Annotated in this window: 22 protein-coding genes; 8 read left to right on the top strand and 14 right to left on the bottom strand. The window is 70.5% G+C overall.

Translation table 11 applies throughout. The features are described from left to right. Nucleotides 1-81: 81 nt before the first annotated feature. The 3 genes from ACN27F_RS18130 to ACN27F_RS18120 form a co-directional block, all read right to left on the bottom strand. On the bottom strand, nucleotides 82-330 hold the full coding sequence (locus tag ACN27F_RS18130; protein WP_421434877.1) for a hypothetical protein: 249 nt from the start codon (nucleotides 328-330) through the stop codon (nucleotides 82-84). A gap of 102 nt (nucleotides 331-432) precedes the next feature. Further along, a complete protein-coding gene (locus tag ACN27F_RS18125; protein ID WP_421434874.1) occupies nucleotides 433-1,026 on the bottom strand; it encodes a hypothetical protein in 594 nt (197 codons plus the stop codon). Nucleotides 1,027-1,175: 149 nt separating this feature from the next. Further along, complete coding sequence (locus ACN27F_RS18120; protein ID WP_421440284.1) at nucleotides 1,176-2,528, bottom strand: ABC transporter substrate-binding protein; 1,353 nt, start codon at nucleotides 2,526-2,528, stop codon at nucleotides 1,176-1,178. A gap of 143 nt (nucleotides 2,529-2,671) precedes the next feature. Between ACN27F_RS18120 and ACN27F_RS18115 the strand changes: the two genes are divergently transcribed. Further along, complete coding sequence (locus ACN27F_RS18115; RefSeq protein ID WP_421434871.1) at nucleotides 2,672-3,073, top strand: hypothetical protein; 402 nt, start codon at nucleotides 2,672-2,674, stop codon at nucleotides 3,071-3,073. A 52-nt stretch (nucleotides 3,074-3,125) separates the two neighbouring features. On the opposite strand, the gene ACN27F_RS18110 is transcribed toward ACN27F_RS18115, so the two are convergent. The 4 genes from ACN27F_RS18110 to ACN27F_RS18095 all read right to left on the bottom strand — a co-directional run bounded on the left by ACN27F_RS18110 (nucleotide 3,126) and on the right by ACN27F_RS18095 (nucleotide 8,059). After that, entirely contained in the window at nucleotides 3,126-3,881 is a 756-nt protein-coding gene (locus ACN27F_RS18110) for a LytR/AlgR family response regulator transcription factor (protein ID WP_421434869.1), read from the bottom strand. Then, a complete protein-coding gene (locus ACN27F_RS18105; protein ID WP_421434867.1) occupies nucleotides 3,878-5,179 on the bottom strand; it encodes a sensor histidine kinase in 1,302 nt (433 codons plus the stop codon). Before ACN27F_RS18105 ends, ACN27F_RS18110 begins: the two co-directional genes overlap by 4 nt. Nucleotides 5,180-5,331: 152 nt before the next feature. Next, nucleotides 5,332-6,846, bottom strand: a complete 1,515-nt coding sequence (locus ACN27F_RS18100) for a sugar transferase (RefSeq protein WP_421434865.1) — start codon at nucleotides 6,844-6,846, stop codon at nucleotides 5,332-5,334. 322 nt (nucleotides 6,847-7,168) lie between these two features. Then, on the bottom strand, nucleotides 7,169-8,059 hold the full coding sequence (locus ACN27F_RS18095) for an Fpg/Nei family DNA glycosylase (protein ID WP_421434863.1): 891 nt from the start codon (nucleotides 8,057-8,059) through the stop codon (nucleotides 7,169-7,171). A gap of 48 nt (nucleotides 8,060-8,107) precedes the next feature. Here ACN27F_RS18095 and ACN27F_RS18090 point away from each other — a divergent pair, with 48 nt between their 5' ends. Next, complete coding sequence (locus ACN27F_RS18090; RefSeq protein ID WP_421434862.1) at nucleotides 8,108-9,316, top strand: glycosyltransferase family 4 protein; 1,209 nt, start codon at nucleotides 8,108-8,110, stop codon at nucleotides 9,314-9,316. Between the two features lie 121 nt (nucleotides 9,317-9,437). Here the strand turns inward: ACN27F_RS18090 and ACN27F_RS18085 are convergent, their stop codons facing one another. The 5 genes from ACN27F_RS18085 to ACN27F_RS18065 all read right to left on the bottom strand — a co-directional run bounded on the left by ACN27F_RS18085 (nucleotide 9,438) and on the right by ACN27F_RS18065 (nucleotide 13,235). After that, nucleotides 9,438-10,169: a CDP-alcohol phosphatidyltransferase family protein gene (locus ACN27F_RS18085; RefSeq protein WP_421434859.1), complete on the bottom strand. Its 732-nt coding sequence runs from the start codon at nucleotides 10,167-10,169 to the stop codon at nucleotides 9,438-9,440. Further along, nucleotides 10,144-11,211: an iron-containing alcohol dehydrogenase family protein gene (locus tag ACN27F_RS18080; protein WP_421434856.1), complete on the bottom strand. Its 1,068-nt coding sequence runs from the start codon at nucleotides 11,209-11,211 to the stop codon at nucleotides 10,144-10,146. Before ACN27F_RS18080 ends, ACN27F_RS18085 begins: the two co-directional genes overlap by 26 nt. After that, nucleotides 11,199-11,930 carry a sugar phosphate nucleotidyltransferase gene (locus ACN27F_RS18075; RefSeq protein ID WP_421434854.1) on the bottom strand — a complete coding sequence of 244 codons (732 nt, stop codon included), beginning with the start codon at nucleotides 11,928-11,930 and terminating at the stop codon, nucleotides 11,199-11,201. The genes ACN27F_RS18080 and ACN27F_RS18075 overlap by 13 nt, the downstream gene beginning before the upstream one ends. A 76-nt stretch (nucleotides 11,931-12,006) precedes the next feature. After that, nucleotides 12,007-12,780 carry a hypothetical protein gene (locus ACN27F_RS18070; RefSeq protein WP_421434852.1) on the bottom strand — a complete coding sequence of 258 codons (774 nt, stop codon included), beginning with the start codon at nucleotides 12,778-12,780 and terminating at the stop codon, nucleotides 12,007-12,009. Next, nucleotides 12,777-13,235 carry an NUDIX domain-containing protein gene (locus ACN27F_RS18065; RefSeq protein ID WP_421434851.1) on the bottom strand — a complete coding sequence of 153 codons (459 nt, stop codon included), beginning with the start codon at nucleotides 13,233-13,235 and terminating at the stop codon, nucleotides 12,777-12,779. The genes ACN27F_RS18070 and ACN27F_RS18065 overlap by 4 nt, the downstream gene beginning before the upstream one ends. Before the next feature lie 171 nt (nucleotides 13,236-13,406). On the opposite strand from ACN27F_RS18065, the gene ACN27F_RS18060 reads away from it, so the two are divergent. Further along, nucleotides 13,407-14,504, top strand: coding sequence for a PLP-dependent aminotransferase family protein (locus ACN27F_RS18060; RefSeq protein WP_421434849.1), 1,098 nt, complete (start codon nucleotides 13,407-13,409; stop codon nucleotides 14,502-14,504). Between the two features lie 149 nt (nucleotides 14,505-14,653). After that, nucleotides 14,654-15,805: a magnesium and cobalt transport protein CorA gene (locus ACN27F_RS18055; RefSeq protein ID WP_421434847.1), complete on the top strand. Its 1,152-nt coding sequence runs from the start codon at nucleotides 14,654-14,656 to the stop codon at nucleotides 15,803-15,805. Between the two features lie 63 nt (nucleotides 15,806-15,868). Here ACN27F_RS18055 and ACN27F_RS18050 read toward each other — a convergent pair whose 3' ends face one another. Continuing rightward, on the bottom strand, nucleotides 15,869-16,405 hold the full coding sequence (locus tag ACN27F_RS18050; RefSeq protein WP_421434845.1) for a hypothetical protein: 537 nt from the start codon (nucleotides 16,403-16,405) through the stop codon (nucleotides 15,869-15,871). 195 nt (nucleotides 16,406-16,600) lie between these two features. Between ACN27F_RS18050 and ACN27F_RS18045 the strand changes: the two genes are divergently transcribed. The 4 genes from ACN27F_RS18045 to ACN27F_RS18030 all read left to right on the top strand — a co-directional run bounded on the left by ACN27F_RS18045 (nucleotide 16,601) and on the right by ACN27F_RS18030 (nucleotide 20,150). Next, nucleotides 16,601-17,131 carry a peptidylprolyl isomerase gene (locus ACN27F_RS18045; protein ID WP_421434843.1) on the top strand — a complete coding sequence of 177 codons (531 nt, stop codon included), beginning with the start codon at nucleotides 16,601-16,603 and terminating at the stop codon, nucleotides 17,129-17,131. 177 nt (nucleotides 17,132-17,308) lie between these two features. Then, a complete protein-coding gene (locus tag ACN27F_RS18040; RefSeq protein ID WP_421434841.1) occupies nucleotides 17,309-18,247 on the top strand; it encodes a rhomboid family intramembrane serine protease in 939 nt (312 codons plus the stop codon). 189 nt (nucleotides 18,248-18,436) lie between these two features. Next, a complete protein-coding gene (locus tag ACN27F_RS18035; RefSeq protein ID WP_421434839.1) occupies nucleotides 18,437-19,642 on the top strand; it encodes a thiolase family protein in 1,206 nt (401 codons plus the stop codon). Nucleotides 19,643-19,745: 103 nt separating this feature from the next. Further along, complete coding sequence (locus ACN27F_RS18030; RefSeq protein ID WP_421434837.1) at nucleotides 19,746-20,150, top strand: hypothetical protein; 405 nt, start codon at nucleotides 19,746-19,748, stop codon at nucleotides 20,148-20,150. 217 nt (nucleotides 20,151-20,367) lie between these two features. Here the strand turns inward: ACN27F_RS18030 and ACN27F_RS18025 are convergent, their stop codons facing one another. Next, complete coding sequence (locus tag ACN27F_RS18025) at nucleotides 20,368-22,398, bottom strand: hypothetical protein (RefSeq protein WP_421434835.1); 2,031 nt, start codon at nucleotides 22,396-22,398, stop codon at nucleotides 20,368-20,370. Between the last annotated feature and the right edge of the window lie 35 nt (nucleotides 22,399-22,433).

Below are 22,433 nucleotides of genomic sequence, written 5' to 3'. Positions count from 1 at the left end.
CGGTCCGACCGGGATCACCGCCCTTTCCGATTCCACCCACCGCCAGCGGATCCAGCTGTGCCGGCGTCGGCCGCCGCCGGATCAGCTGGCCGGCGGGTGTCCGCCGTCGCCGTCGACAACCTCGTCCGGGGTGCCGTCCTCGTCGAGATCGACCATGGTGATGTCGACTCGGCCATCACCATCCGTATCGAACTGGTACATGTCGGCCTTGCCGTCACCGTCGGTGTCCACCACCCAGACGTCGGTCTGCCCGTCGTTGTTGGTGTCCGCCTTGAGTAGGTCGACGCGGTCGTCCCCCCGCGTTTCGACCGATTCCTGTGTTTCGCTCATCCCTGCCCCTCCATGCCTGGCGCACAACCGTGCGGATGTCGACAGTAGGGTCCCATCCGCCGGGCCGCGACCCGAGCCGGGCTCACCGCCCGGCGTCCGACCTCACCGTGCGGCGTACGGGTTGACCTCCGGGTTGAGGTAGGTCACCTGGTCCAGTACCCCGTCGTGGTCGCTGTCACGCATCACCTGGTCGGCCGCTCCGTCCCCGGTCACGTCGACCCGCACCTCGTCGGCCCGGCCGTCGAAGTCGGTGTCCCGGGTCCAGGTGTCCGCCCGACCATCGTGGTCGGTGTCGGCGACCACCTGGTCGATCAGGCCGTCGCCGTCGGTGTCGGTCGACGCGACGTCGAACCACCCGTCGCCATTGCTGTCCACGCTGATCTCGTCGACGGTGCCGTCACCGTCGAAGTCGCGCAGCATGCTGTCCAGCTGGCCATCACGATCGCCGTCGACGAAGGCGACCTCGGCGATCCCGTCACTGTCGGCGTCGTGCAGCACCGCGTCGGCCAGGCCGTCACCGTCGCGGTCGAGCACCACATCGGTGGAACCGTCGACGTTGTGCTGAACGACCGCATACGGGCCGCTGCCGTACGGTTCGTAGCCGGCGTCGTCGTGTCCCGGGTCGCCGTCGCTACCCAGACCCTCTTCGGCCGGGATGACTTCCTCGTCCAACCCCGGGTCGACGTACTCACTCATGTTGGCCTCTTTCGCGGATCGGTCCTGGCGGTGTCCGGGCAACCCGTCCTGCTCTCGTCGGGTTGCGACAGGAGCAACGGTACGCACCGGGGACCGTCGTGTGATCCCGAGAACGTGCCAGCGACCAGCACCGATCCGGCCGTGGGCGGCTACTCGTCGATCGGCAGCCCGGCGGTGGCCAGGGCCTTGATCACATCGGCGGATTCGCCGAATCCGATGATCAGGATCGCGTCCGCGCCGAACGTCTTGATCTCCTGGGCGCCGCTGGCGAAGTCGACCGGTGGCGCGTCCGCACCGGCCGGCGGCTCATAGGTGAGCAGCTTGATCCGGTCCGGCCCGATTCCGGCCCGGGACAGCTCCGACCGGACGTTTTCCTGCAGGCCTTCGCCGTAGGAGTCCTTACGGGCCACCACCGCGATCCGCTGCGGCCCGTCCCGCATGATCACATCAGCCAACGCCCGGCCCTGCAGCAGGTCCGACGGTGCGGTACGGAAGTACAGTCCGCTGTCGTCGATGCTGCTGAGCCCGGCATCGGTGTTGCACGGCGAGAAGAGGATCAGCCCGGCCCGCACCACGTCCGGCAGCACCTCCCGGGAGATCCCGGAGGCACCCGCACCGATGATCACATGGACGCCCTCTTCGACGTGCCGGGCGACCGTGTCGCGGGCCACGTCCGGGTTGGTGCCGTCGTCGCCGTCGAACCATTCCACCGGGTCGTCCAGCACCCCGCCGGCCTCGTTGATCTCCTCGACCGCCAATGCCGTACCGGCCGCCAGCGGCGGGTACGCCAGCGCCAGATCACCGGTACGGGGCAGCAGACCGCCGAGTTTCAGCGGCGCACCGGTGCGTCCGGAGCCGCCGCCCTGCGGTTTCGCCGGCGGCGGGGCGGCGGTCGTCGTGGTCGACTCGTCACCGGCCCCGACGAACTCGGTCTTGCCGCTGTTGATCTGCCCGTTCGCGCCGAAGTGCAAGGTCGCGTAGCTGGCCGTGGAGGGCTCTCCGGCGTCGGTGAAGCCGCCCCGTTTCAGCGACACGCCCCGGTACTCGATGTCTTCGCCGTCGCGGGCGAGTTCGAGGCAGAAGCTGACCGTGTCGCACTGCTCGCCTCCGGTCGTCACGCCGTTGATCTGCGCGGCGATGTCGGCCGGATCGGTGCTGCCGGCCAGCTGCGCGGCCAGCGCGCTGATGACCACCGCGTCGTACGCCTCGCCGGCGTACAGGAAGTCGTTGAGCTGCGGGTCGACGGTGCGCAGCCGGTCGACGAAGTCGTCGGACAGCGGGGTGAGCGGACTGGTTCCCTTCATGCCCGACAGCAGGCCGGCCTGCTCGGCGAACTCGGCCCCGAACGAGTTGCTCATGTTGCCGTCGGTGCCGTAGAGCCGGACGGCGGTGACCGCTGTCTCGTCGTCGGTGGTCGTCGAGCCGCCACAGCCGCCGACGGTGACCAGCAGGGTTGCGCAGATCGCCACAACGGCGCCGCGTGAGCCACGTGACACGAGCATGGGGACGTCCTCCATCGGCCGATGGTCCGCAGGGCACCTTAGCGTCTCAGCGGCTCAAACGCGACGTCGGTGGCCTGGTCAGCTTCGCTGTAGCGGCGGGTTTCACTGGCTGCTGCTTGACCGTGGCGCATACCCTTCCGCTCATGACCGAGCGACGCGATGGGTCCGCCGAGGCGTTCGACGACGCTGCGCAGATCCTGCGCTCCGCCCTGGCCGGCGACAACGAAAGCGTGGTGGGTGCCTTCGACGCCGTCGTCGATCGCAGTGGGGTCGCTGGTGCGTACGGCGTGGCCTGGTGCCTTGCCGCCGCCCTGGTCGGTGACGACGTGCCGGCGGGGGGATGGACCCTCGACTTCCCCGGCATCGACGAGGCCGGCTACGACACCCGCTGGGTGGCCAGGTTCGTCAGCGCCTACGCCAACTCGGACAACTCGACCGGGGAGGCGCTGTTCGGTGCCGCACTGGCCGACGGGCAGCTGCCGGAGTGCCTGCTCACCCTCACCGGATCGGCGGTGGCCACGCTGCGTCGGCGCCGCGCGGCATGAACGCGGCGTGCGTCCGCCGGTCGGCGCCCGGCCAGCTCGCGGCGCTGCTCGCTCACTTGCTCCAGTCGTGCTTCGCGGCACGGACCAGCTTGTCCTTGAGTTCGCGGGTGTGCCGCCGGGAAACCGGCAACTCGGTTCCGTCGATGACGACCACATAGCCGGAGTTGGCCAACCGCAACTCGGTGATCAACCGCAGTTGGACCAGGAAAGACCGGTGGATTCGGACGAACCCGGCATCCGCCCATCGTTCGCCGAGGGTCGCCAGTGGGACCCGAACCAGGTGCGACCCCTCGGCGGTGTGCAGCCGGGCGTAGTCGCCCTGCGCCTCCACCCAGCGCACCGCAGAGCGCGGCAGCATCCGGGTGGTACCGGCCAGCTCGACCGGGATCGCCGGATCCTCCTCGCTGTGGGCCGGGGCGGCCGGATGAGCCGGCACCACCCGGGCGGTCGACACGCGGCGTACGGATTCGGCGAGCCGTTCGGCCCGTACCGGCTTGCGTACGTAGTCGGTCACGCCGAGATCGAACGCGTCGACCGCCGCGTCGTCGTAGGCGGTGACGAAGACGATCGCGGGCGGGCGGGCGAAGCGTCGCAGCACCCGGGCCAGTTCCATGCCGTCCAGTCCGGGCATCCGGATGTCCAGGAAGACCACGTCGACGTCGGTGTCGCGCAGCACCCGCAGTGCCTCGGTCGCGTCGGCTGCGGTGTGCAGTCGGGCCACCCGGGGATCGGCGCGCAGCAGGTAGGCCAGTTCGTCCAGGGCGGGCGGTTCGTCGTCCACCGCGAGCACCCGCAGGAACGGGGTCACGACACCACCTCCCAGCGTCCGGTGGCGCCGGGCGCTACGTCGGGGTGGAACTTCGGCACCCGCATGCTCACCTTCGTACCCGCACCCACCGCGGTCTCCACCACCAGGCCGAACTGGTCGCCGAAGACCGACCGGAGCCGCTCATCGACGTTGGACAGGCCGACGTGTTGGCCGGCGTCGTCCACCGGATCGGCGCTGCGCCGCCCACGCCCGGCGTCGCCGGCTGTCGGCCGACCGGCTGTCGGCCCGGACGGCGCGCCGCCGGAGGCCCCGTCGACCAGGACGGCCGGATCCATGCCCACTCCGTCGTCCTCCACGGTGATGTGGCACTCCGTGCCGGCATCGCGGGCCTCGATGCTGACCGTACCGAGTCCGGGCTTGCGTGACAGCCCGTGCCGTACCGCGTTTTCCACCAGCGGTTGCAGGCAGAGGAAGGGCAGATGGACCGCGAGCACCTCCGGGGCGATCTGCAGCCGCACCTGTAGCCGTTCGCCGAACCGGGCCCGCTCGATGGTCAGATATCGATCGATGGAGCGCAGTTCCTCGGCGAGGGTGGTGAACTCACCGTGCGCCCGGAAGGAGTAGCGGGTGAACTCGGCGAACTCGAGAATCAGGTCCCGGGCCCGCTCCGGGTCGGTGCGGACGAACGACGCGATCGCGGTCAGCGCGTTGTAGATGAAATGTGGGCTGATCTGCGCCCGCAACGCGCGCACCTCGGCCCTGGCGAGCCGTTCGCGGGACGAATCCAGCTCGGCCAGGGCGAGCTGGTTGCCGGCCCAGCGGGCGGTCTCCAGAGTGGCCTGCACCAGGCCGGGCGCCGGATCGTCGTCCACCACGGCGATCAGTGCCACGCTGGCGTAGCCGTCCGGTCCGGTCAACGGCGCGACGACAGCACCGCGTACCAGGCAGTCCGGCCGGTCACAGGGCAGGTCGCGGGCGGTCAGCACCAGTGAGCGTTCGGCGTCGAGGGCCCGTCCGGTCGCGGCGGCGAACTGTTCGCCGTGGTGACTGCCCCGTCCGTCGTAGGCGAGGAGTTCGCCGTGGTCGGCCAGGGCCGCCCCGGGCGCGCCGACCAGCGTACGCAGGTGCCGGACCGCTCTCGCCGCACCAGCCGGATCGAGGCCGTTGCGCAGCGGCTCGGCGGCCAGTTCGGCGGTGTGCAGCACCTGGTAGGTGGCCCGCTGGGTGGCGGTGGCGATGCCCCGGCGGGCGCGTAGCCGGACGACCGCGTAGACCGCGGCGGCCAGGGCGGTCACCAGGGCCAGGACCGCGAGCGATGCGGATAGGTTTGCACCCACAGGCAGATCTTGTCCGGTCCCGGACGCACTGCCAAGCGGATGGCCGGCACCGGTCGGTCAACGGTCGGTCGCCGTCGGGCGAACGGTCGGTGTTCGCCGTCCGGGTCCTCAGTACGCGCAGAACCGATCCTCAGTACGCCCGGAACCGGTCCTCAGTACGCGCCCTTACGGGCCAGCACCACGCCGACGGTGCGCCAGAGAATGCTGAGGTCGTAGGTGAGCGACCAGTTGTCGACGTAGTAGAGGTCGAGCCGGACGGCCTCGTCCCAGGACAGGTCGGAGCGGCCGGAGACCTGCCACAGGCCGGTCATCCCGGGGCGGACCAGCAACCGCCGTCGGACGTCACCGAGGAAGTCGCCGTCGTCGGCGGGCAGCGGTCGCGGCCCGACCAGGGACATTTCACCCTTCAGTACGTTGATCAGCTGGGGTAGTTCGTCGATCGAGCTGGCCCGCAGGAACCGGCCGACCGGGAAGACCCGAGGATCGTTGCGGATCTTGAACAGCATCCCGTCGGTCTCGTTCTGGTCGACCAACGAAGCGAGCCGTTCCTCGGCGTCGACGTACATGGTCCGGAACTTCCAGACCCGGAACACCTTGCCCTCGTGCCCGACCCGGGACTGCCGGAAGAAGACCGGCCCAGCATCGGACAACCGGATCGCGATCGCCACCGCCAGGAACAACGGCGCCAGCGCGATCAGGCCCAGGCCGGCGGCGATCCGGTCGAGCAGGTTCTTGGCCAGCCAGCCCAGCCCGGACAGGGTGGGTTCCTCGACGTGTAGCAGGGGCAGACCCTCGATCGGGCGGATGTGCACCCGCGGGCCGGCGATGTCGGTCAACTGCGGGGCGACGACGAGATCGACGCCGCTGCCCTCCAGTTGCCAGGCCAGCCGACGCAGCTCACCCGGCTCGGAGCTGGCCGAGCCGCACACCGCGATGGTGTCCGCGCCGACCTCCCGGACCAGAGCGAGCACGTTGCGCCCGGCGTAGACCGGCACCGGGGTCTCGATGCCCCGGGCCGCCGCGTACCCGTCGGTGAGGTGGATGGCGATCGGGATCAGCCCGGCGGCCGGGCTACGGGTGACCACCGTGAACACTTCGAGGGTCTCCGGGAGGGTGCCGACCAGCACCATCCGGTGCGCGGCCTGCCCGATCTTGCGACGCAACAGGTGCAGCGCGTAGCGGGCGAGGAAGCGGAACAACAGAATGAACGCCATTGCACCGAGTAGTGCAGTGGCAACCGATAGTCGGGACAGGTCGGTCTTGGTGGCGAAGGCGAGGAACGACACGCTCGCGGCCACGGTCACCGCGCCCCGGATGACCCGCTTGAACTCGTCGGTACCCAACCCCAGATAGCGTCGGTCGTACGCACCGGTGCCCCAGAGCACCACCACCCAGCCCAGCGGCAGCAGCAGGTAGGTCACCGTGTGGAACCAGGTGGCGTCCACGTCGGCGTCCGAGAAGCCGGACGTCGCCTTCTCGAACAGGGAGATCGAGACGAAGCTGGCCAGCACCGCGGCGGCGAAGTCGCCGACGAGCAGGATCGCGGTGTACGGGCGGTGCCAGCGGGACGCACGACGGCTGGCCCTGGCCCAGGCCGACCGGGGTACGCCGTTGGTCGGCGGCGACGGTGCGGGTGGTTGGATCTCGAAGCTGTCGACGTGGCGCACCCTGTTGCTCCGGCTGGTGTTGGTTACCGGGCGCTGGAGGCTTGTCGTCACCTCACCCACGTCCTCCCGCGTGACACGTGCCGCCCACTCTCCGTGAAGGCTTGGCTCGCCCACCAGCAGAGTCTCCCACGGCACCCGTACACGGACGGTAACCCGAAAGACTCTACGCCTCCCGCCAAAACGGCGAGGGCCGGCAGATCCGGTGGTGTTGAAGCTTTGGGACCGGGCCACTATACCGATGGATCGTCATCGGGGAAGTCTCCGTAGTGGTGCAGAAAGTGGTTGCGCGGGACATTCGTCGCTCGATCGCCGATTTCGTCACCTAACGCACAAGCCGGGACAACCGTCGGTCAGCGAGTGGCCTGCCCCCGGTCTGGCAGATGGGACAGTACTGCAGACTCGAGTCTGCAAAAGAGACTTCCCGCACAATGTCCCCACATACCGGGCAAGGCAGCCCGGTGCGCGCATGGACCTTCAGCCCGGAACGCTTCTCGCCCTTGAGCTCCGCCGCCCGCTGACCGCGCGACCGGGTCACCGCGTCGGTGAGTACCTCCCGCATCGCCGCGTACAAGCTCGCGATCTGCTCGTCACCGAGCCGGTTGGTCAGCGCGAACGGGGACAGCCGAGCGGCGTGCAGGATCTCGTCCGAGTAGGCGTTGCCGATCCCGGCCAACGTCTCCTGGTCGGTCAGCACGCCTTTGACCTGGCCGCGCCGGCCGCGTAGCCGCTGTGCGAAGGTCGCCGGATCCACCGCGAGCGCATCAGGACCGAGCCGTGCCACGCCCGGCACCAGCATCGGATCGGTCACCAGATAGGCGGCCAGCTTCTTTTGGGTGCCGGCCTCGGTGAGGTCGAACCCGGACCCGTCGTCCAGGCGTACCCGTAGCGCTATCGGCCCCTTGCCCGGCCTGAGTGGCGCGGCCGAGGAGAAGCTGTTGCGGTAGTGCAGCCAGCCGGCTCGGGCCAGGTGCACCACCAGGTGCAGGCCGGAGCCGCCGGCCGGACCGTCCTCCCGGCCACCGTCGAACGTCACGTCCAGGAACTTGCCGTGCCGGCCGGCTTCGGTCACCGGCAGCCCGGCGAGGGCGGCCGGCGACGGGTCGTACGTCTTCATGGCGTTGATCGCCGACACCTCGACGCGCTGCACCCGGCGGCCTACCGCGCGTTCGCGCAGGTAGCCCGCGAGCGCCTGTACCTCGGGCAGCTCGGGCACAGCTCAAACGGTAGCGTTTGACCGGGCCGGGGAGGAGGGGCGACCGGGATGAAAGTGGTGGTGGCGCACAACCGCTACCGGGAGGCGCAGCCGTCCGGGGAGAACGTCGTCGTCGACAGCGAGATCACCCAGCTCGCCGCCGCAGGCGTCGAGGTGGTTCCCTTCCTGCGCAGCTCGGACGAGATTCCGGCGATGCCGGCGACCGGCAAGGCGCTGCTGCCGATCTCCCCGAGCTACGCCCCGACGGCCCAGCGCGACCTGGATCGGCTGCTCGCCGAGCATCGCCCGGACGTGCTGCACCTGCACAACCCGTATCCGCTGATCTCACCGTGGGCGATCCGGACCGCGCACCGGCACGGCGTGCCGGTGGTGCACACCGTGCACAACTACCGGCAGGTCTGCTCGGCCGGGCTGTATTTCCGTGACGGCCGGATCTGCACCGACTGCCGGGGCAGGGCGATCGGCCTGCCGGGAGTGCGCCACCGTTGCTACCGGGGATCCCGGGCGCAGAGCGCGGTGATGGCCGCGACCCTCGCCGTGCACCGGTCCACCTGGCGCTCGGTGGACCGGTTCATCGCGCTCACCTCGGCCGTCGCCGAGCACCTGCGCGGGTACGGCATCCCGGCGGAGCGGATCGTGGTCAAGCCCAACGCCATTGCCGACCCGGGCCCGCCGTCGCCGATCGGCGACGGCTTCCTCTTCCTCGGCCGGCTCACTCCGGAAAAAGGCATCGAGCTGTTGCTCGACGCCTGGCGGCGGCATCCCGACGGCGCACTCGGCACGTTGCGCATCGGCGGCGACGGTGAGTTGCGTCCGCTGGTCGAGCAGGCTGCCGCCGGGCGCGCCGACATCGACTTCCTCGGCCCGTTGGACCGGGCCGGGGTGCGTGACGCGCTGCGGGCCACCGCCGTGGTGCTGGCCGTTTCCACCTGGCACGACGTGCTGCCCACCGTGGTGATCGAGGCCCTGGCCAGCGGCCGTGCGGTGCTCGGCACCGCCCTCGGCGGCATCCCGTACCTGATCGGGCTCGACGCGGGCGCCGTGCGCCCCGGTGCCGGCGGGCAGGCGGGTGCCGTGCACCCGGCCGGCTGGGTGGTGGCGCCCGAACCGGCGGCGCTCGCGGCGGCGCTGCCGTCGGCGCTGGCCAACGCCGCCGCACTGGCCGGCGCCGCCCGCACGCGCTACGAGCAGACGTTCCACCCCGACGTGGTGATGAAGCAACATCTCGACATCTATGCGGCACTCACCCGGCGCTGAAGACCACCACTGGCGCCCTGTTCGCTCAGTGCGACGGTTGGTGCCCAAGCGGAGACTGGCCGGGCCGACCTGGCGTCGACTGCTGCCGGTTTCTCGCTCGGGTCGGCGTACCGTGGCCGGCTCAGTGCAGCGCGGCGCGGGCGGAGAAAGCGATGCTCGCGGCCAGAAATCCGCCGTTGACCAGTGTGAACGCGGCGATCAGCCAGAACGCGGCGGCGGGTACGGCGGCGAGCACGACGCCGGCGATGAAGACCACCGCGCCGTAGTCGCGGACCAGTTTCACCAGCCGCACCGGTACCGACGTCGATTTCAGCATGCTGGCCGCGTTCGGGCCGGCCTGCATCACCGACGTCACCAGGTTCACCATCCAGGTTCCGGCGAACGCGGCGATCAGCCAGATCGGAGTTGCCGGCCGCTGCGCCAGTGCCACCGCCGACAAGGCGGTCACCAGGGCGATCTGGGCAGCCACGTCGCACAGCACGTCCACCCGGGCACCGGCCGGACTGGCCTGGCCGGTGACCCGGGCCAACTGTCCGTCGGCACAGTCCAGGGCGTACGCCAACTGCCAGCCGACCAGCGCGACCAGTCCGATCAGCCAGGCCGGCGCCGACCCGTCCGCCGTCGCGCCGGCCGTGGCGATCACCGTGGTCGAGGCGGCCAGACCCAGCGCCAGGTTCGCCACGGTCAGCACGGTCGGGGCCAGCCCGGCTCGGGCACCGGCGAGCGCGAAGACGGCACCGAGCCGTTGACTGACCGCTTCGCTGAACAGTCCGCCCCCTCTGTTCGCTCGATAGAAGTCGTCCAGATGCGGCGTGGCAACCGTATGTTCACCTTGAGGGGATGCTAAAGGCACCGAGGTATTCTGCCAGCCGCCCCTGGACGGCGTCTGCATCGAGATGCAGATGCTCGAGAATCGTGTAGCGGTCCGGCCGGGTGTGCGGAGCGTGTACGACCGCCGCGACGAAGTCGTCGTCGGTCAGCCCCAGGTCGGCCGGGCGGGTCGGCAGCCCGTGCCGGTGCAGCGCCGTCGCCAGTTGCCGGAACCGGGGCAGGTCACCCCGCAGGTAGGTGCAGTACAACGCACCCAGTCCCACCTGCTCGCCGTGCGAACCGGCACCGGGGAACAGCAGGTCGAGGGCGTGCGAGATCTCGTGACAGCCGCCGCTGGCCGGCCGGCTCGAACCGCACACCGCCATCGCGATCCCGCCGAGGATGAGTGCCTCGGCAAGCGTGGTCAGAAACGCGTCGTCGCCCACCCCGCCCGGATGGTTGAGCAGCGCCTCAGCCCCGGTACGGGCGAGCGTGACGGCCAGCCCGTCGATCGGTTCGCCGCGTACGGCATGCGCCAGTTCCCAGTCCGCGACCGCACTGAGGTTGCTCAGCGCGTCACCGATGCCGGCCCGGGTCTGCCGGTCCGGACCGTCCTCGACGAAGTCCAGGTCGACGACGATCGCGATCGGGATGTGTACGCCGTACGAGCCCCGCCCGCCGTCGTGGTCCAGCGAGGCCACCGGAGACGCGATCCCGTCGTTGGCCAGGCTGGTCGCCACGCTCACCATCGGGAGTGCGTACCGCGAGGCGGCGTACTTGGCGGTGTCGATGGTCTTCCCGCCGCCGATGCCGACCACCGCGTCGTACGAGCGTCGCCGCAGCTTCTCGCCCAGCTCGTGGGCGGAATCCAGGGTGCCGCCGGCGACGGTGAACAGGTCGGCGCGGCCGAGTCCGGGGGCGATCAGCTCGGCGATCCGCTCGCCCTGGCCAGGTCCGACCACGACGGCGACCTCACCGCCACGGGAGATCCGTCGGTCGGCCAGCAGCGTGCCCAGGCCGGCGACGGCACCGCGGCGGACGTCGATGGCGAGCGGGGTGTGCACGGTACGGGCTAGTAGCGGCATGCGATCTCCCGGGCCTTGGCCAGGTCGTCGTGGTTGTCCACCTCGACCCAGGGGACGTCGCCGATCGGCGCGCCCCGTACCTCGCCGCCACGCTCCGCGTACTCCTGGTAACCGTCCTCGTAGTACCGGCCGGGATCACGCCGCCAGGTGGCTTCCAGCGCATCGGCGAGCCCGGCCGCAGCGGACGCCTCGATCAGAGTGGCACCGATGTACTCGCCGTGCGCGTCCGCCGGGTCCATCAGCTTGGTGATCCGGGTGAGCCGGCCGGCACCGTCGAAGACGACCTTCATCTCCTCGTCGGCGAGCTTCTTGACGGTGTCGACGGCGAGCAGGACGCCCGGTCCCCGGCGTGCCAGCAGCGTCTGCTCGACGCTCGCCGGGTGCACGGTGTCCCCGTTGACCAGCAGCGCTCCGGCGGCGAAATGGTCGCGGGCCAGCCACAGCGAGTACGCGTTGTTCCACTCCTCGGCGCGGTCGTTGGGCACCAGGGTGAGCTTGACGCCGTGCCGGTCCTCCAGATCGGCCTGCCGGCTGCGGACCGCGTCGGCGGCGTAGCCGACGACGACCACCACGTCGGTCAGCCCGGCGGCGGCCAGGTTGCCCAACCCGATGTCCAGAATCGTGGTCGGTCCGTCGACCGGCACCAGTGTCTTGGGCAGGGTGTCGGTGTACGGGCGGAGTCGCCGTCCCGCTCCGGCGGCGAGTACGAGACCGATCATCAGGGCGTTCCTTACAGTGAGGGGTGGGTCAGGGCAAGTGGGGGGTGGGTCAGGGTAATCGGTGGAGGATAGCGGCTCAACCGGGCAAGGCAGCCAGGTCGGCGAGCAGGGTCACGCGCTGGTCCGGATCCAGCGCCTGGTACGGCCCGGCGGCCCGGCGGTCGGTCTCCTGCTCGATGGCCAGTCGCTGCGGGCCGGGCGGCAGGCCGACGATGCTGCGCGCGGTGTGCCCGGCCGCGGCCCAGGCGGCGGCGTGCGCGTCCGCGCGGTGGTGGCGCAGCACCTCCAGCCGGTTGAGCAGCAGTACGCCGGCCGGAGTGCCTTCCGGCTCGTACGGCGGGGCGAGCGCGCCGAAGGCGCTCGGCGACGGCTGCTGCTGCCCGTCGGCGCGTGCCTCGGCCAGCAGACGGCCGGTGAGGTCGACCAGCCGGGCGAGCCGGGCGGCGGGTTCGCCACCCCAGATGGTCGCGGTCACCGCGGCGTGCAGGGCGTACAGCTCGGTGAGGAACGCGCCGCCGCGTTCGGTGGCCCGCAACGCACCGTCCGGATGACGCACCACCATCCCGTACGCGACCTGCTTGTCCAGCATCCGCTGGCAGCTGGCCGGCTCCTGGTACCGGGTGACGGCCGCGAACCCGGCCGCGTCGACCGTGCCACCCGGGGCGGCCAGCCGGGTACGCAGGTCGACCAGGAATCCGATCGCCGCCGGACCGCCGTACCGCTGCCGCAGCTCGGCCCCGGCGTCGGTTCCGGCCGACATGGCCGCCCGGAAGACCCGGTCGATCGCCGGCGCGATCAGCGCCGCGCACCGGTGGCCGGGCAGCCACAGCTGGTCCGTGGTGGTGCTCACAGGCCCAGGGCGCGCAGCACGGCGAAGCCGTTGTCCGCGATCCGGCGGATCAGCCCGTCGTTGACCTCGCGGGACTCGTCGAGGACGGCGAGCTCGTCGGCACCCAACCAGCGGAACTCGGTGTGCTTGCCGGCTTCGAGCTGGGGGCGGGTCAGATCGCCGTCCACCCGGACCAGGTAGTCGGTCTCCAGCCGGGCGATCCCGTCGTCGCCTGTGTACGTGTAGTCACCAACTTCGGCGAGGATGTGCGAGACCGTCCACCCGGTCTCCTCCCGCACCTCCCGGTACAGCGCCTCGATCAGAGTTTCGCCTGGCTCGACGTGCCCACCAGCGATGTCCCAGGTGTTCGGGAACAGCCGGCGCTGCGGCGAACGCCGCTGGAAGAAGATCCGGCCGTCGTCGTCGACGATCAGGGCCGCTACGCACCGCAGCGGTTGAGGGGGGTGGCGGGACACGCCTGTGACAGTAGCGAGCGTAACGGGGAAAGAACCAGGTCGGACCGGTCCGTCCGGCAGGGTGCGGGTCCCCTCGGCGGCAGCGGGCGTCCGCAGCGGGTGTCCGGCAGCGGGTGTTCTGCCGCACTCCGCCCCGGGCACCGGCGCTCGCACGCCGTACGCTGGACAACCATGAGCGCCGAGCAGTTGATCTCCTTCGCCCGTGGGGCGCCTTCGCTGGACATCGTCGACATCGACGGGCTCAAGGCCGCGGCGGTCCGCGCCTTCGACGCCGACCCGGCCGGAGTCACCGCCTACGGCACCTCCGTCGGCTACCCGCCGCTGCGCCGCTGGATCGCCGACAAGCACGGTGTCGCGGCGGAGCGGGTGCTGGTCACCAACGGCTCGCTGCAGGCCGACGCGTTTCTCTTCGACCACCTGGTCAGGCCGGGCGACGCGGTGGTGGTGGAACGCCCGACGTACGACCGGACGCTGCTCAACCTGCGCACGCTCGGCGCAGAGGTGCATCCGGTGACCGTCACGCCGGACGGGCTGGACACCGACGAGCTGCGCAAGCTGCTGGAGTCGGGCGTCCGGCCCCGGCTGGCGCACGTCATCCCGAACTACCAGAACCCGGCCGGCGTGACCCTGTCGCTGGCCCGGCGGCAGGCCCTGCTGGAGTTGGCGGCCGAGTTCGGGTTCACCATCTTCGAGGACGACCCGTACGCCGACATCCGGTTCCGGGGCGAGGCACTGCCGTCGATGCTCTCGCTGGACACCACCGGCGTCGTGGTGCACGCCTCCAGCTTCACCAAGACGGTCTGCCCGGGTGTGCGGGTCGGCTATCTGGTCGGCGGGGCCGGGCTGATCAAGGAGATCGCCGCCCGGGCCACCAACCTGTACATTTCGCCCGGCATGGTCGCGCAGGCGATCGTGCACCAGTTCTGTGTCTCCGGTGATCTGGAACGCTCCATCGCCACGGTACGTACCGCGTTGGCGCAGCGGGCCCGGGTCCTGGCGCAGTCGTTGCGCGCGCACATTCCGGGCGTACGTTTCACCGAGCCGGACGGTGGCTACTTCCTCTGGGTCGAGTTGCCGGACGACGTGGCGGTCGACGCGCTGCTGCCGGCCGCCGCGCAGCGCGGCGTGGCGGTCGTCAAGGGCAGTGACTTCCTGCTCGACGGCGGTCAGCACGCGCTGCGGCTGGCGTACTCGGCGGTGACGGTGGACCAGATCGACGAGGGCGTCCGTCGGCTGGCCGCGGCGATCGACGCGGTGCGCGCCGCGTAGTCCGGGCCCGGTCTGGGTGTGAGAGGAGGGGCACCACGCGGCGGCCGACACCTGTCGGCCGGCACCTGCGACCGACGGCGCGCAAGCCCGCCCGGCGACGTGCCGCCCGGTGGTTTGCTGTGCTTGGCAGGTGGCGGAAGGAGACTGCGATGGCGGAGCAGGATCGCGGGCAGCAGCGGTGGCCGGACGGTGGTAGCGGCCGGGCCCTGTCCCGGGCCTGGACCGCCCCGGTACGTGCGGTCAGCCGGATGCTCAACTCGGCCGATCCCCCGCCCGCGCCGCAGCCGGCACCCGAGCCGCCACGCAGCGGCATCGTCGACTGCGCGCTGTACATCGAGGGCATCCGCCAGCCCGGCTCCTGGCAACACCCGGAGGCGCTGGCCACCGCCCGCCGGGAGCGCAACGCGTTTGTCTGGCTCGGGCTGCACGAGCCCAGCCTGGCCGAGATGGCCGGCATCGCCGACACGTACGGGCTGCACGAGCTCGCCGTGGAGGACGCGGTCAAGGCGGAGCAGCGGCCCAAGCTGGAACAGTTCGGCGAGGTCAACTTCCTGGTGCTCCGGACCGCCCGGTACGTCGACCACGAGAAGCTGACCGGCGACTCGGAGGTGGTGGAAACCGGCCAGGTGATGCTCTTCATCGGGCACGCCTTCGTGATCAGCGTGCGGCACGGTGACGCCTGCCGGCTCTCCCCGGTGCGCGCCGACCTGGAACGTAACCGGGACCTGATGGTGCAGGGGCCGTGGGCGGTGGCGTACGCGGTGACCGACCGCGTGGTGGACCTGTATCTGGAGGTCACCGACCGGGTGGAGGCCGACCTGGACACCGTCGAGGCGGACGTGTTCTCGCCCGAGGCCAACGACAAGGTCCACGAGATCTATCAGCTCAAGCGCGAGCTGGTGGAATTCAAACGTACGGTCGCCCCGCTGCAACGGCCGATGATGACCCTCACCGCGGAGATCAACGAAGACGTGCCGGTCGAGATCCGGCGCTACTTCCGCGACGTGCAGGATCACCTGAGTCGGGTGGTCGAGCAGATCAACGGGTACGACGACCTGCTCAACTCGATCCTGCAGGCCCGGTTGGCGCAAGTGACGGTCGCGCAGAACAACGACATGCGCAAGATCGCCGCGTGGGCGGGTATCGCGGCGGTGTGGACCGCGCTGGCCGGCATCTACGGGATGAACTTCGAGTTCATGCCGGAGACCGACTGGACGTTCGGCTACCCGATCGTTCTCGCGTTGATGCTCGGCATCTCGCTCGTGCTGTACCGCTCGTTTCGCCGCAACGGCTGGCTCTGACCCGTTGAGCGGGCCGGCGCGTGCCGACCCGCTCGATCTGTCCGGGACCGCTCGGGACTGGCGTTAGGGCTGGCCCGTCGCCTTGTCGGTCGCCTTGGCGGCCGGTGTGCCACTCGGTTCGGTGGCCTCGGGCGCATCCGACTCGTGGGTCGCGGTCGCTGCGGCGCGCATCGAATCCAGCGCCTGGCCGGGGTCGTACTCCTCCCACTGCGCGGCGCGGCGACGCCGTACGACCAGGGTGCCGATCGCCGCCCCGGCCGCGAGCACCCCGACGACCAGTGGCCAGCGCCGACCGCTGCCCTTGCCACCCGACGGGGTGAACGTGGTCTTCTTGGCCTTGGCCTTCATCGCTTTCATCCGGGCCGGCTTCGCCGCCTTCATGGTCCTACCCTTGGCGCTTCTCGTCGCCCGGCCGGCCTGCCGGGCACCGTCGGCGGCCGCCACCGCGAGCGGAGCCAGGGTGGCCATCGTCCGCGACATTCCGTCAGCGGCGGACGTGCGGACCCGGGCAGCGGTGGGTGCCACGGCATCGCGGGCCGCGTGGACCCGCGGCCCGACGGACGCGCCGACACCCCCAGCCGCGTGGGTCGCCGCCTGCATGAAATGATCAAGACTCTCGCCGAGCTCCGTCCTGACGAGGTCCCGCCGTTTGGCGCGTCTGGAGATTCTCAACACCGCTGCCTACCTCCTGTGCTGTCGTTACGTCGTCATCCTCCACCTTCGGATGCCTCCGTGCTACCGGATCGGGCACATGGGAGGATCCGCATGGAACTGACCAACAACTGAGGAGTACCCGTGGCTGAGGCTGTCTACGCCACCTTGCACACCAATCACGGACCGGTCCGGTTGGAGCTGTTCGCCAACCACGCACCGAAGACGGTCCGCAACTTCATCGAGCTGGCCCAGGGAACCCGCGAATACACCGATCCCCGGACCGGTCAGGCGGGCAGTGGGCCGTACTACGACGGCACCATCTCGCACCGCGTGATCAGCGGATTCATGATCCAGATGGGTGACCCGACCGGCACCGGCCGTGGCGGCCCGGGGTACACCTTCGCCGACGAGTTCCACCCGGAGCTGCGGTTCGACCGTCCGTACCTGCTGGCGATGGCGAACGCCGGGCCGGGCACCAACGGCTCACAGTTCTTCATCACGGTCGGCCCGACTCCGCACCTGAACAACCGGCACACCATCTTCGGGCAGGTCGCGGACCAGGACTCGGCCAAGGTGGTGGACTCGATCGCCAGCACGCCCACCAACCCGGCGGACCGCCCGCTCAGTGACGTCGTGATCAGTCGGGTGGACATCGAGCGGGTCGGCGGCTGACGGTCCCTGGCACACCGACCGGCGGCGGGCCGACCGGGCGACCGGCACCGGAATGATCACGAGCAGTGGTCGGTCTGCGGCCGGGGTAACCTTGGCGCTCATGAGGACGCACCGGGACGACCGCCGGCCGGTGGAGCCGTCGACCGCCGGTACGCGGCGGCGCAGTGAGGCGGCGCGATGAGTGATCCAGCCCCGACCGTGCCGGTCTGCTACCGACACACGTCACGGGAAACCTGGGTCCGGTGCGCCCGGTGCGAGCGGTCGATCTGCCCCGACTGCATGCGGGACGCGGCGGTCGGACACCAGTGCCCCGAGTGCGTCGCCGAGGGGCGGCGCACTCAGCGGTCGGCGCGCACTGCCTTCGGTGGCAGTGCCGCCGGCCAGGCGGGCTACGTCACCAAGGTGCTGATCGGCCTGAACGCCCTGGTGGCGGTCGTCGGTCTGGCGATGTCCGGCGGTGCGTTACTCGGCGCGGGGCTGTTCTCCGGCGCGGGCTGGCTGCACGCCTTCGGCGGCGTGATCGGGCCGGACGTGACCGTACGGCCCAACGGCGACGTGCTGGCCGGTGCGCTTCCGGCGTACGGAGAGGTCCTCGTCGGCATCGACGGTGGTGGCGTCTACCGCCTCGTCACCGCGATGTTCATCCACTACGGCCTGCTGCACCTGCTGTTCAACATGTGGGCGCTGTGGGTGCTCGGCCGCAACCTGGAAGCGGTGCTCGGGCCGGCCCGGTTCCTCGCGCTGTATCTGATCGCCGGACTGGGCGGCAACGTGGCGGCGTACCTGGTCGACCCCAACGCGCTGTCGGCCGGCGCGTCCACCGCGGTCTTCGGTCTGTTCGCCGCCTTCTTCATCGTGCTGCGCCGGCTGAAGCGGGACACCTCGGCGGTGGTCGGCATCCTGGTGATCAACCTGGTCCTCACCTTCACCGTGTCCAGTCTGTCGATCGCCGGGCACCTCGGCGGTTTGGTGGCCGGGGCGCTGATCGGTGTGATCCTGGCCTACGCGCCGCGGACCAACCGGACCGTGGTGCAGGCGGTCGGCTGCGGTGCCGTACTGCTGTTCCTGATCCTGCTGACGGTCGCCCGGATCGCGCTGGCACAGGCCGGCGGCTGATCGGTCCGTGCCCTGCCCGATCAGCCTGCATCGGATCGGTGCCGCGTCGTGCGGAGCGTACGCAGCGCCTCGGCGACGTCTGCCGGTGCGGCACCCAGCTCACCTCAAGGATGCCAGCCGCCCGGCAGAGGCGTACGATTCGACAATCAAGTTACCGAGGAGTAGCGGCTAGCTGCTGGGGGAGCGGGCATGAGGGACGCGGTCATCGTCGGCGCGGTGCGGACTCCGATCGGGCGGCGCAAGGGTGCACTGGCGTCGGTGCATCCGGTCGAGCTGTCCAGCCACGTACTACGATCGCTTGCCGAGCGTACCGGCCTGGACCCTGCCGACGTGGACGACGTGATCTGGGGCTGCGTGTTCCAGTTCGGCGATCAGAGCTGGAACATCGGCCGCAACGCGGCGCTCGCCGCCGGGTGGCCGGAATCCGTGCCGGGCACCACCATCGACCGGCAGTGCGGTTCCAGTCAGCAGGCACTGCACTTCGCGGCGGCGTCGGTCATCTCCGGGCAGGCCGATCTGGTGGTAGCCGGGGGCGTCGAGTCGATGACCCGGGTCCCGATGGGCGTCAGCACGGGCACCGGGCGCCCGTTCGGTGACCAGGTCCGCGACCGCTACCGGGATGTCGACGGGTGCGAGCCGGACGAGCCGGTCCCGTTCAGTCAAGGGGTCGGCGCCGAGTTGATCGCGGCTCGGTGGAGTCTGTCGCGTACCGCGCTCGACGAGTTCGCACTCGCCAGCCACGAGCGCGCGGCGACGGCACAGGACGCGGGCGAATTCGCCCCGGAGATCACGCCGGTTCCGCTGCCCGGTACTCCTGGTGCCGACCACGCCGCCGGCGCGGCCGCGGACAAGGTCGACGCCGACGAGGGGATCCGCCGGGACACCTCACTGGCCAAGCTCGCCGAATTGGCTACCCCGTTTCGGGTGGACGGGGTGGTGACCGCGGGCTCCGCCTCGCAGATATCCGACGGTGCCGCCGCTCTCGCCGTCACGACCAGCGAGTGGGCGCGGGCGCACGGCTTGCGGCCACTGGCCCGGGTACACAGCGCGGTGGTCACCGGTGACGACCCAGTGATGATGCTGACCGCGCCCATCCCGGCCACCGCCAAGGTGTTGCGCCGGTCCGGATTGAGCCTCGATGAGATAGGGGTTTATGAGGTTAATGAGGCATTCGCCCCGGTACCGCTTGCCTGGCTCATCGAGACGGGTGCCGATCCGGCCCGGCTCAATCCGCGGGGCGGGGCGATCGCGCTCGGTCATCCGCTCGGGGCCAGCGGTGCCCGGATCATGACGACGATGCTGCATCACATGCGCGCCAACCGGATCCGCTACGGGCTGCAGACGATGTGCGAAGGCGGCGGGATGGCCAACGCCACCATCGTAGAAATTCTGTAGCTGAAATTTGACCGTCACCCCGAGTCATGGAACGTTGACCTGTCGTTAACACGACATGGACGTCTTCTCCCGCACGTTCTTGCCTGCAGCCGCCGAGAGCGGCGTGCCCATTCCGACGACCAGTCGGCACATGCCGGTGCTTCGCCGGTGTGTCTCCCCTGACGAACGCACCGTCCTCGTCGCCCGGTGCCAGCGTCCCGAACAGCCGATGCACGGCGAGTACCTGCTGATGCTGACCAAACGCCGCTTGGTGGTGACCCAGGAGACGCTGCTGTGGCGCCGCCTGCGGCTGCATCTCAACAGCGAGCTGCGTCACCTCGCCCATGCGACCTGGACCACCGACCCCCGTACCGCGACAGTCGAACTCGCCGTCACCGCGATCGACGACGTCCGGGAGCGGTTCACCATCAAGGCCGGCGACGCCGAACACGCGAACCACGTCGAGGCGCTGCTGAGCTACGCCTTCCTGGCCCGTCCGCTCGACGCGCGCAGCGGCGCAGCCGCCTGATCCGTCACGGCCCGGTGACGGTCGACTGAATCGAGCCGGAACAAGCCGAACACTTTAGCCAGACCTCCCGAGTCCGGCCACTGATCAGGGCAAATGTGAAGGCCTTTCCGGCGCCGAGACACTTCGGGCAGACCGGAGGGCGGCGCCGCCTCGGCCCTGGTAGCTCGTCCTTGTCGCCCATGGTGCCGAGATTACCGTCCACCACCGCCGTGCGGTGTCACGCCTGCGGGGCGGCAAAGGCCACATACTCCCGGTATCGCACCTGCCAGCCGTCCGGGACCAACTCGTCGCAGTGGTCCCGGCGGCCGGTGCACACGATGACATCGACCGATGCCGGATCGGCGGGCGGCCGGTGCGGCAGTATCGACCGCAGTTGCACGATCTCGGTGTCCGGCAGCAACAGCCACCAGGGGTACTCCCAGTTGTTGTGCTGCTGCACCAGACCTACCCGGTGGGCACCGGTACGGCGTACCTCGCCCGCCGCCCACCGGAACTCCGCCGCCCAGTGTGGCCGGCGCAGGAACCGGGTCTCCCACGGGTCGGTGGTGAACACCGATCCCGTGCCGACCAGCCGGCGCGGGAAACCGTAGGAGACCGCGAGCACGCCGGCCAGAGCGGAGGTGGCCAGGACCGTCACGGCCGCGAACACCGCCACCGACCGGCGCGCCGCAGCTCGTCGGCGGAACATCGAATCGAGCCAGAGCCCGGCCAACGGGGTGGCCAGCACCAGGCTGAACAGCAACAGCCGGTTTCCCCACGGCTGCCACTTGATCATCGCGGAGTAGAGCAGCAGGGAGGCCGCGACCGCTGCCGTGTACGCCCGCGCCGCACCGGGCGCGGCCGGGGCCACCAACCGTGGCCGGACGAGCGCGAGTGCTCCGGCCACCAGGGCCAGCCCGCCGGCCAGCGGGAACGCCACCCGGTCCTCGTCCGGGTACCAGGCCGGTACCGGAAACTCGGTACGGATGAACGTGATCTCGGGATCCTGCGGATCGACGCCGACCGCCGTGGCCATCGCCGTGATCGCCGTCGCGGTGCCGGCCCGCAGTGGCGCGAACGGGGTGTCCAGCGCGGTATGGCCCACCCGCAGCCCGTTGACCAGCACAGCGGCCGGGTCGTGGCGCTGCATCGGAATCGACTCGCGCAACTGGGGCGGGCCGAGCGGGTGGCCGAACTCCGCGGACACCCGGGCCAGGTACGGTCCGACCAGCGCCGCCGCCACCGTCAGGACGACCAGGGACGCCGCACCCGTACGCAGCACCGCCGTCGGCCGACGCAGCCATCCGGACAGGCGCAGGTGCCCGGACAGATGTAGTTGCCCGAGTCCCCACAGCGCCAGCATCGGGCCGGCACCGAGCAGGCCGCTGGTCTTGGTGAGCGCGGTGAGCCCGGTGGCGGCACCCAGCGCGAGGACCGCACCTGCGCGTGCCGGCCGGTGCAGGCCGTCCAGCGCGAGCGTGGCGACACAGCCGGCCCACGCCGCGACCACCAGGTCGGTCTGGGTACTGGTCGACTGCAACACCACCATCGGGGTGGTGGCGACGGCGAAGGCAGCGATCAGTTGGGCCCGGCGACCGCCGCCCAACTGCGCGACGATTCGGGTGACGACCAGCAGGCAACCGATCCCGGCGCACCACTGTACGAGGTTGTACAACGTGTCGGTGCCGGTGAGCAGGCGCAGGTGCAGCAGTAGGTACTCGGCACCCGGTGGAATTGTCACCTGTCGATGGATGATCGTCGGCCAGAACTCCAGGCTGCCCTGTGCCGCCCAGCGTTCGATCCTCGGTAGGTGGTAGGTCTGCGAATCGTAGTTGTTCGGCTCCGCGAGCAACGCCACCACCAGTTCGATCAGCAGCATCCCACCGATCGAACCGGCGAGCAGCCGTTCGGGCCACGGCGCCGTCGACCATGCCGTGCGGACCCGGGCCAGCGACGCGGCAACGACCTGACGCCGGCGTACGTCCGGTTGGTGGTCCCGCCGCCACCGCCGCCCGACCAGTGCGGCGATCACGGCCAGCGCGGCCAGCCAGGCCGCACCGACCGCCCAGCCGGTCAACACCTCGGCGACGCCGAGCACTTCCACCACCAGCACCGCGAACCCGCCGGTCAGCACGGCGGCCCTGACCAACGCCAGCCGGCGTGGTGCGGCGGTGCCAGCCACGGCCCGGGACCCGGACCGCAGCACATAACCGGTCAGACCAAGGAACAACGGCGGTGCAATGAGGACGAGAATCCAGCCCGCTGGCATGGCCGGAAGTAAACACCATCACCGGACACGATTGC

It is taken from the genome of Solwaraspora sp. WMMB335 (assembly GCF_049179075.1).
In the GTDB taxonomy this organism is placed as follows: domain Bacteria; phylum Actinomycetota; class Actinomycetes; order Mycobacteriales; family Micromonosporaceae; genus Micromonospora_E.
Note: the sequence above shows the minus strand (reverse complement) of the source record. Positions and strands in the feature narration are given on the sequence as shown.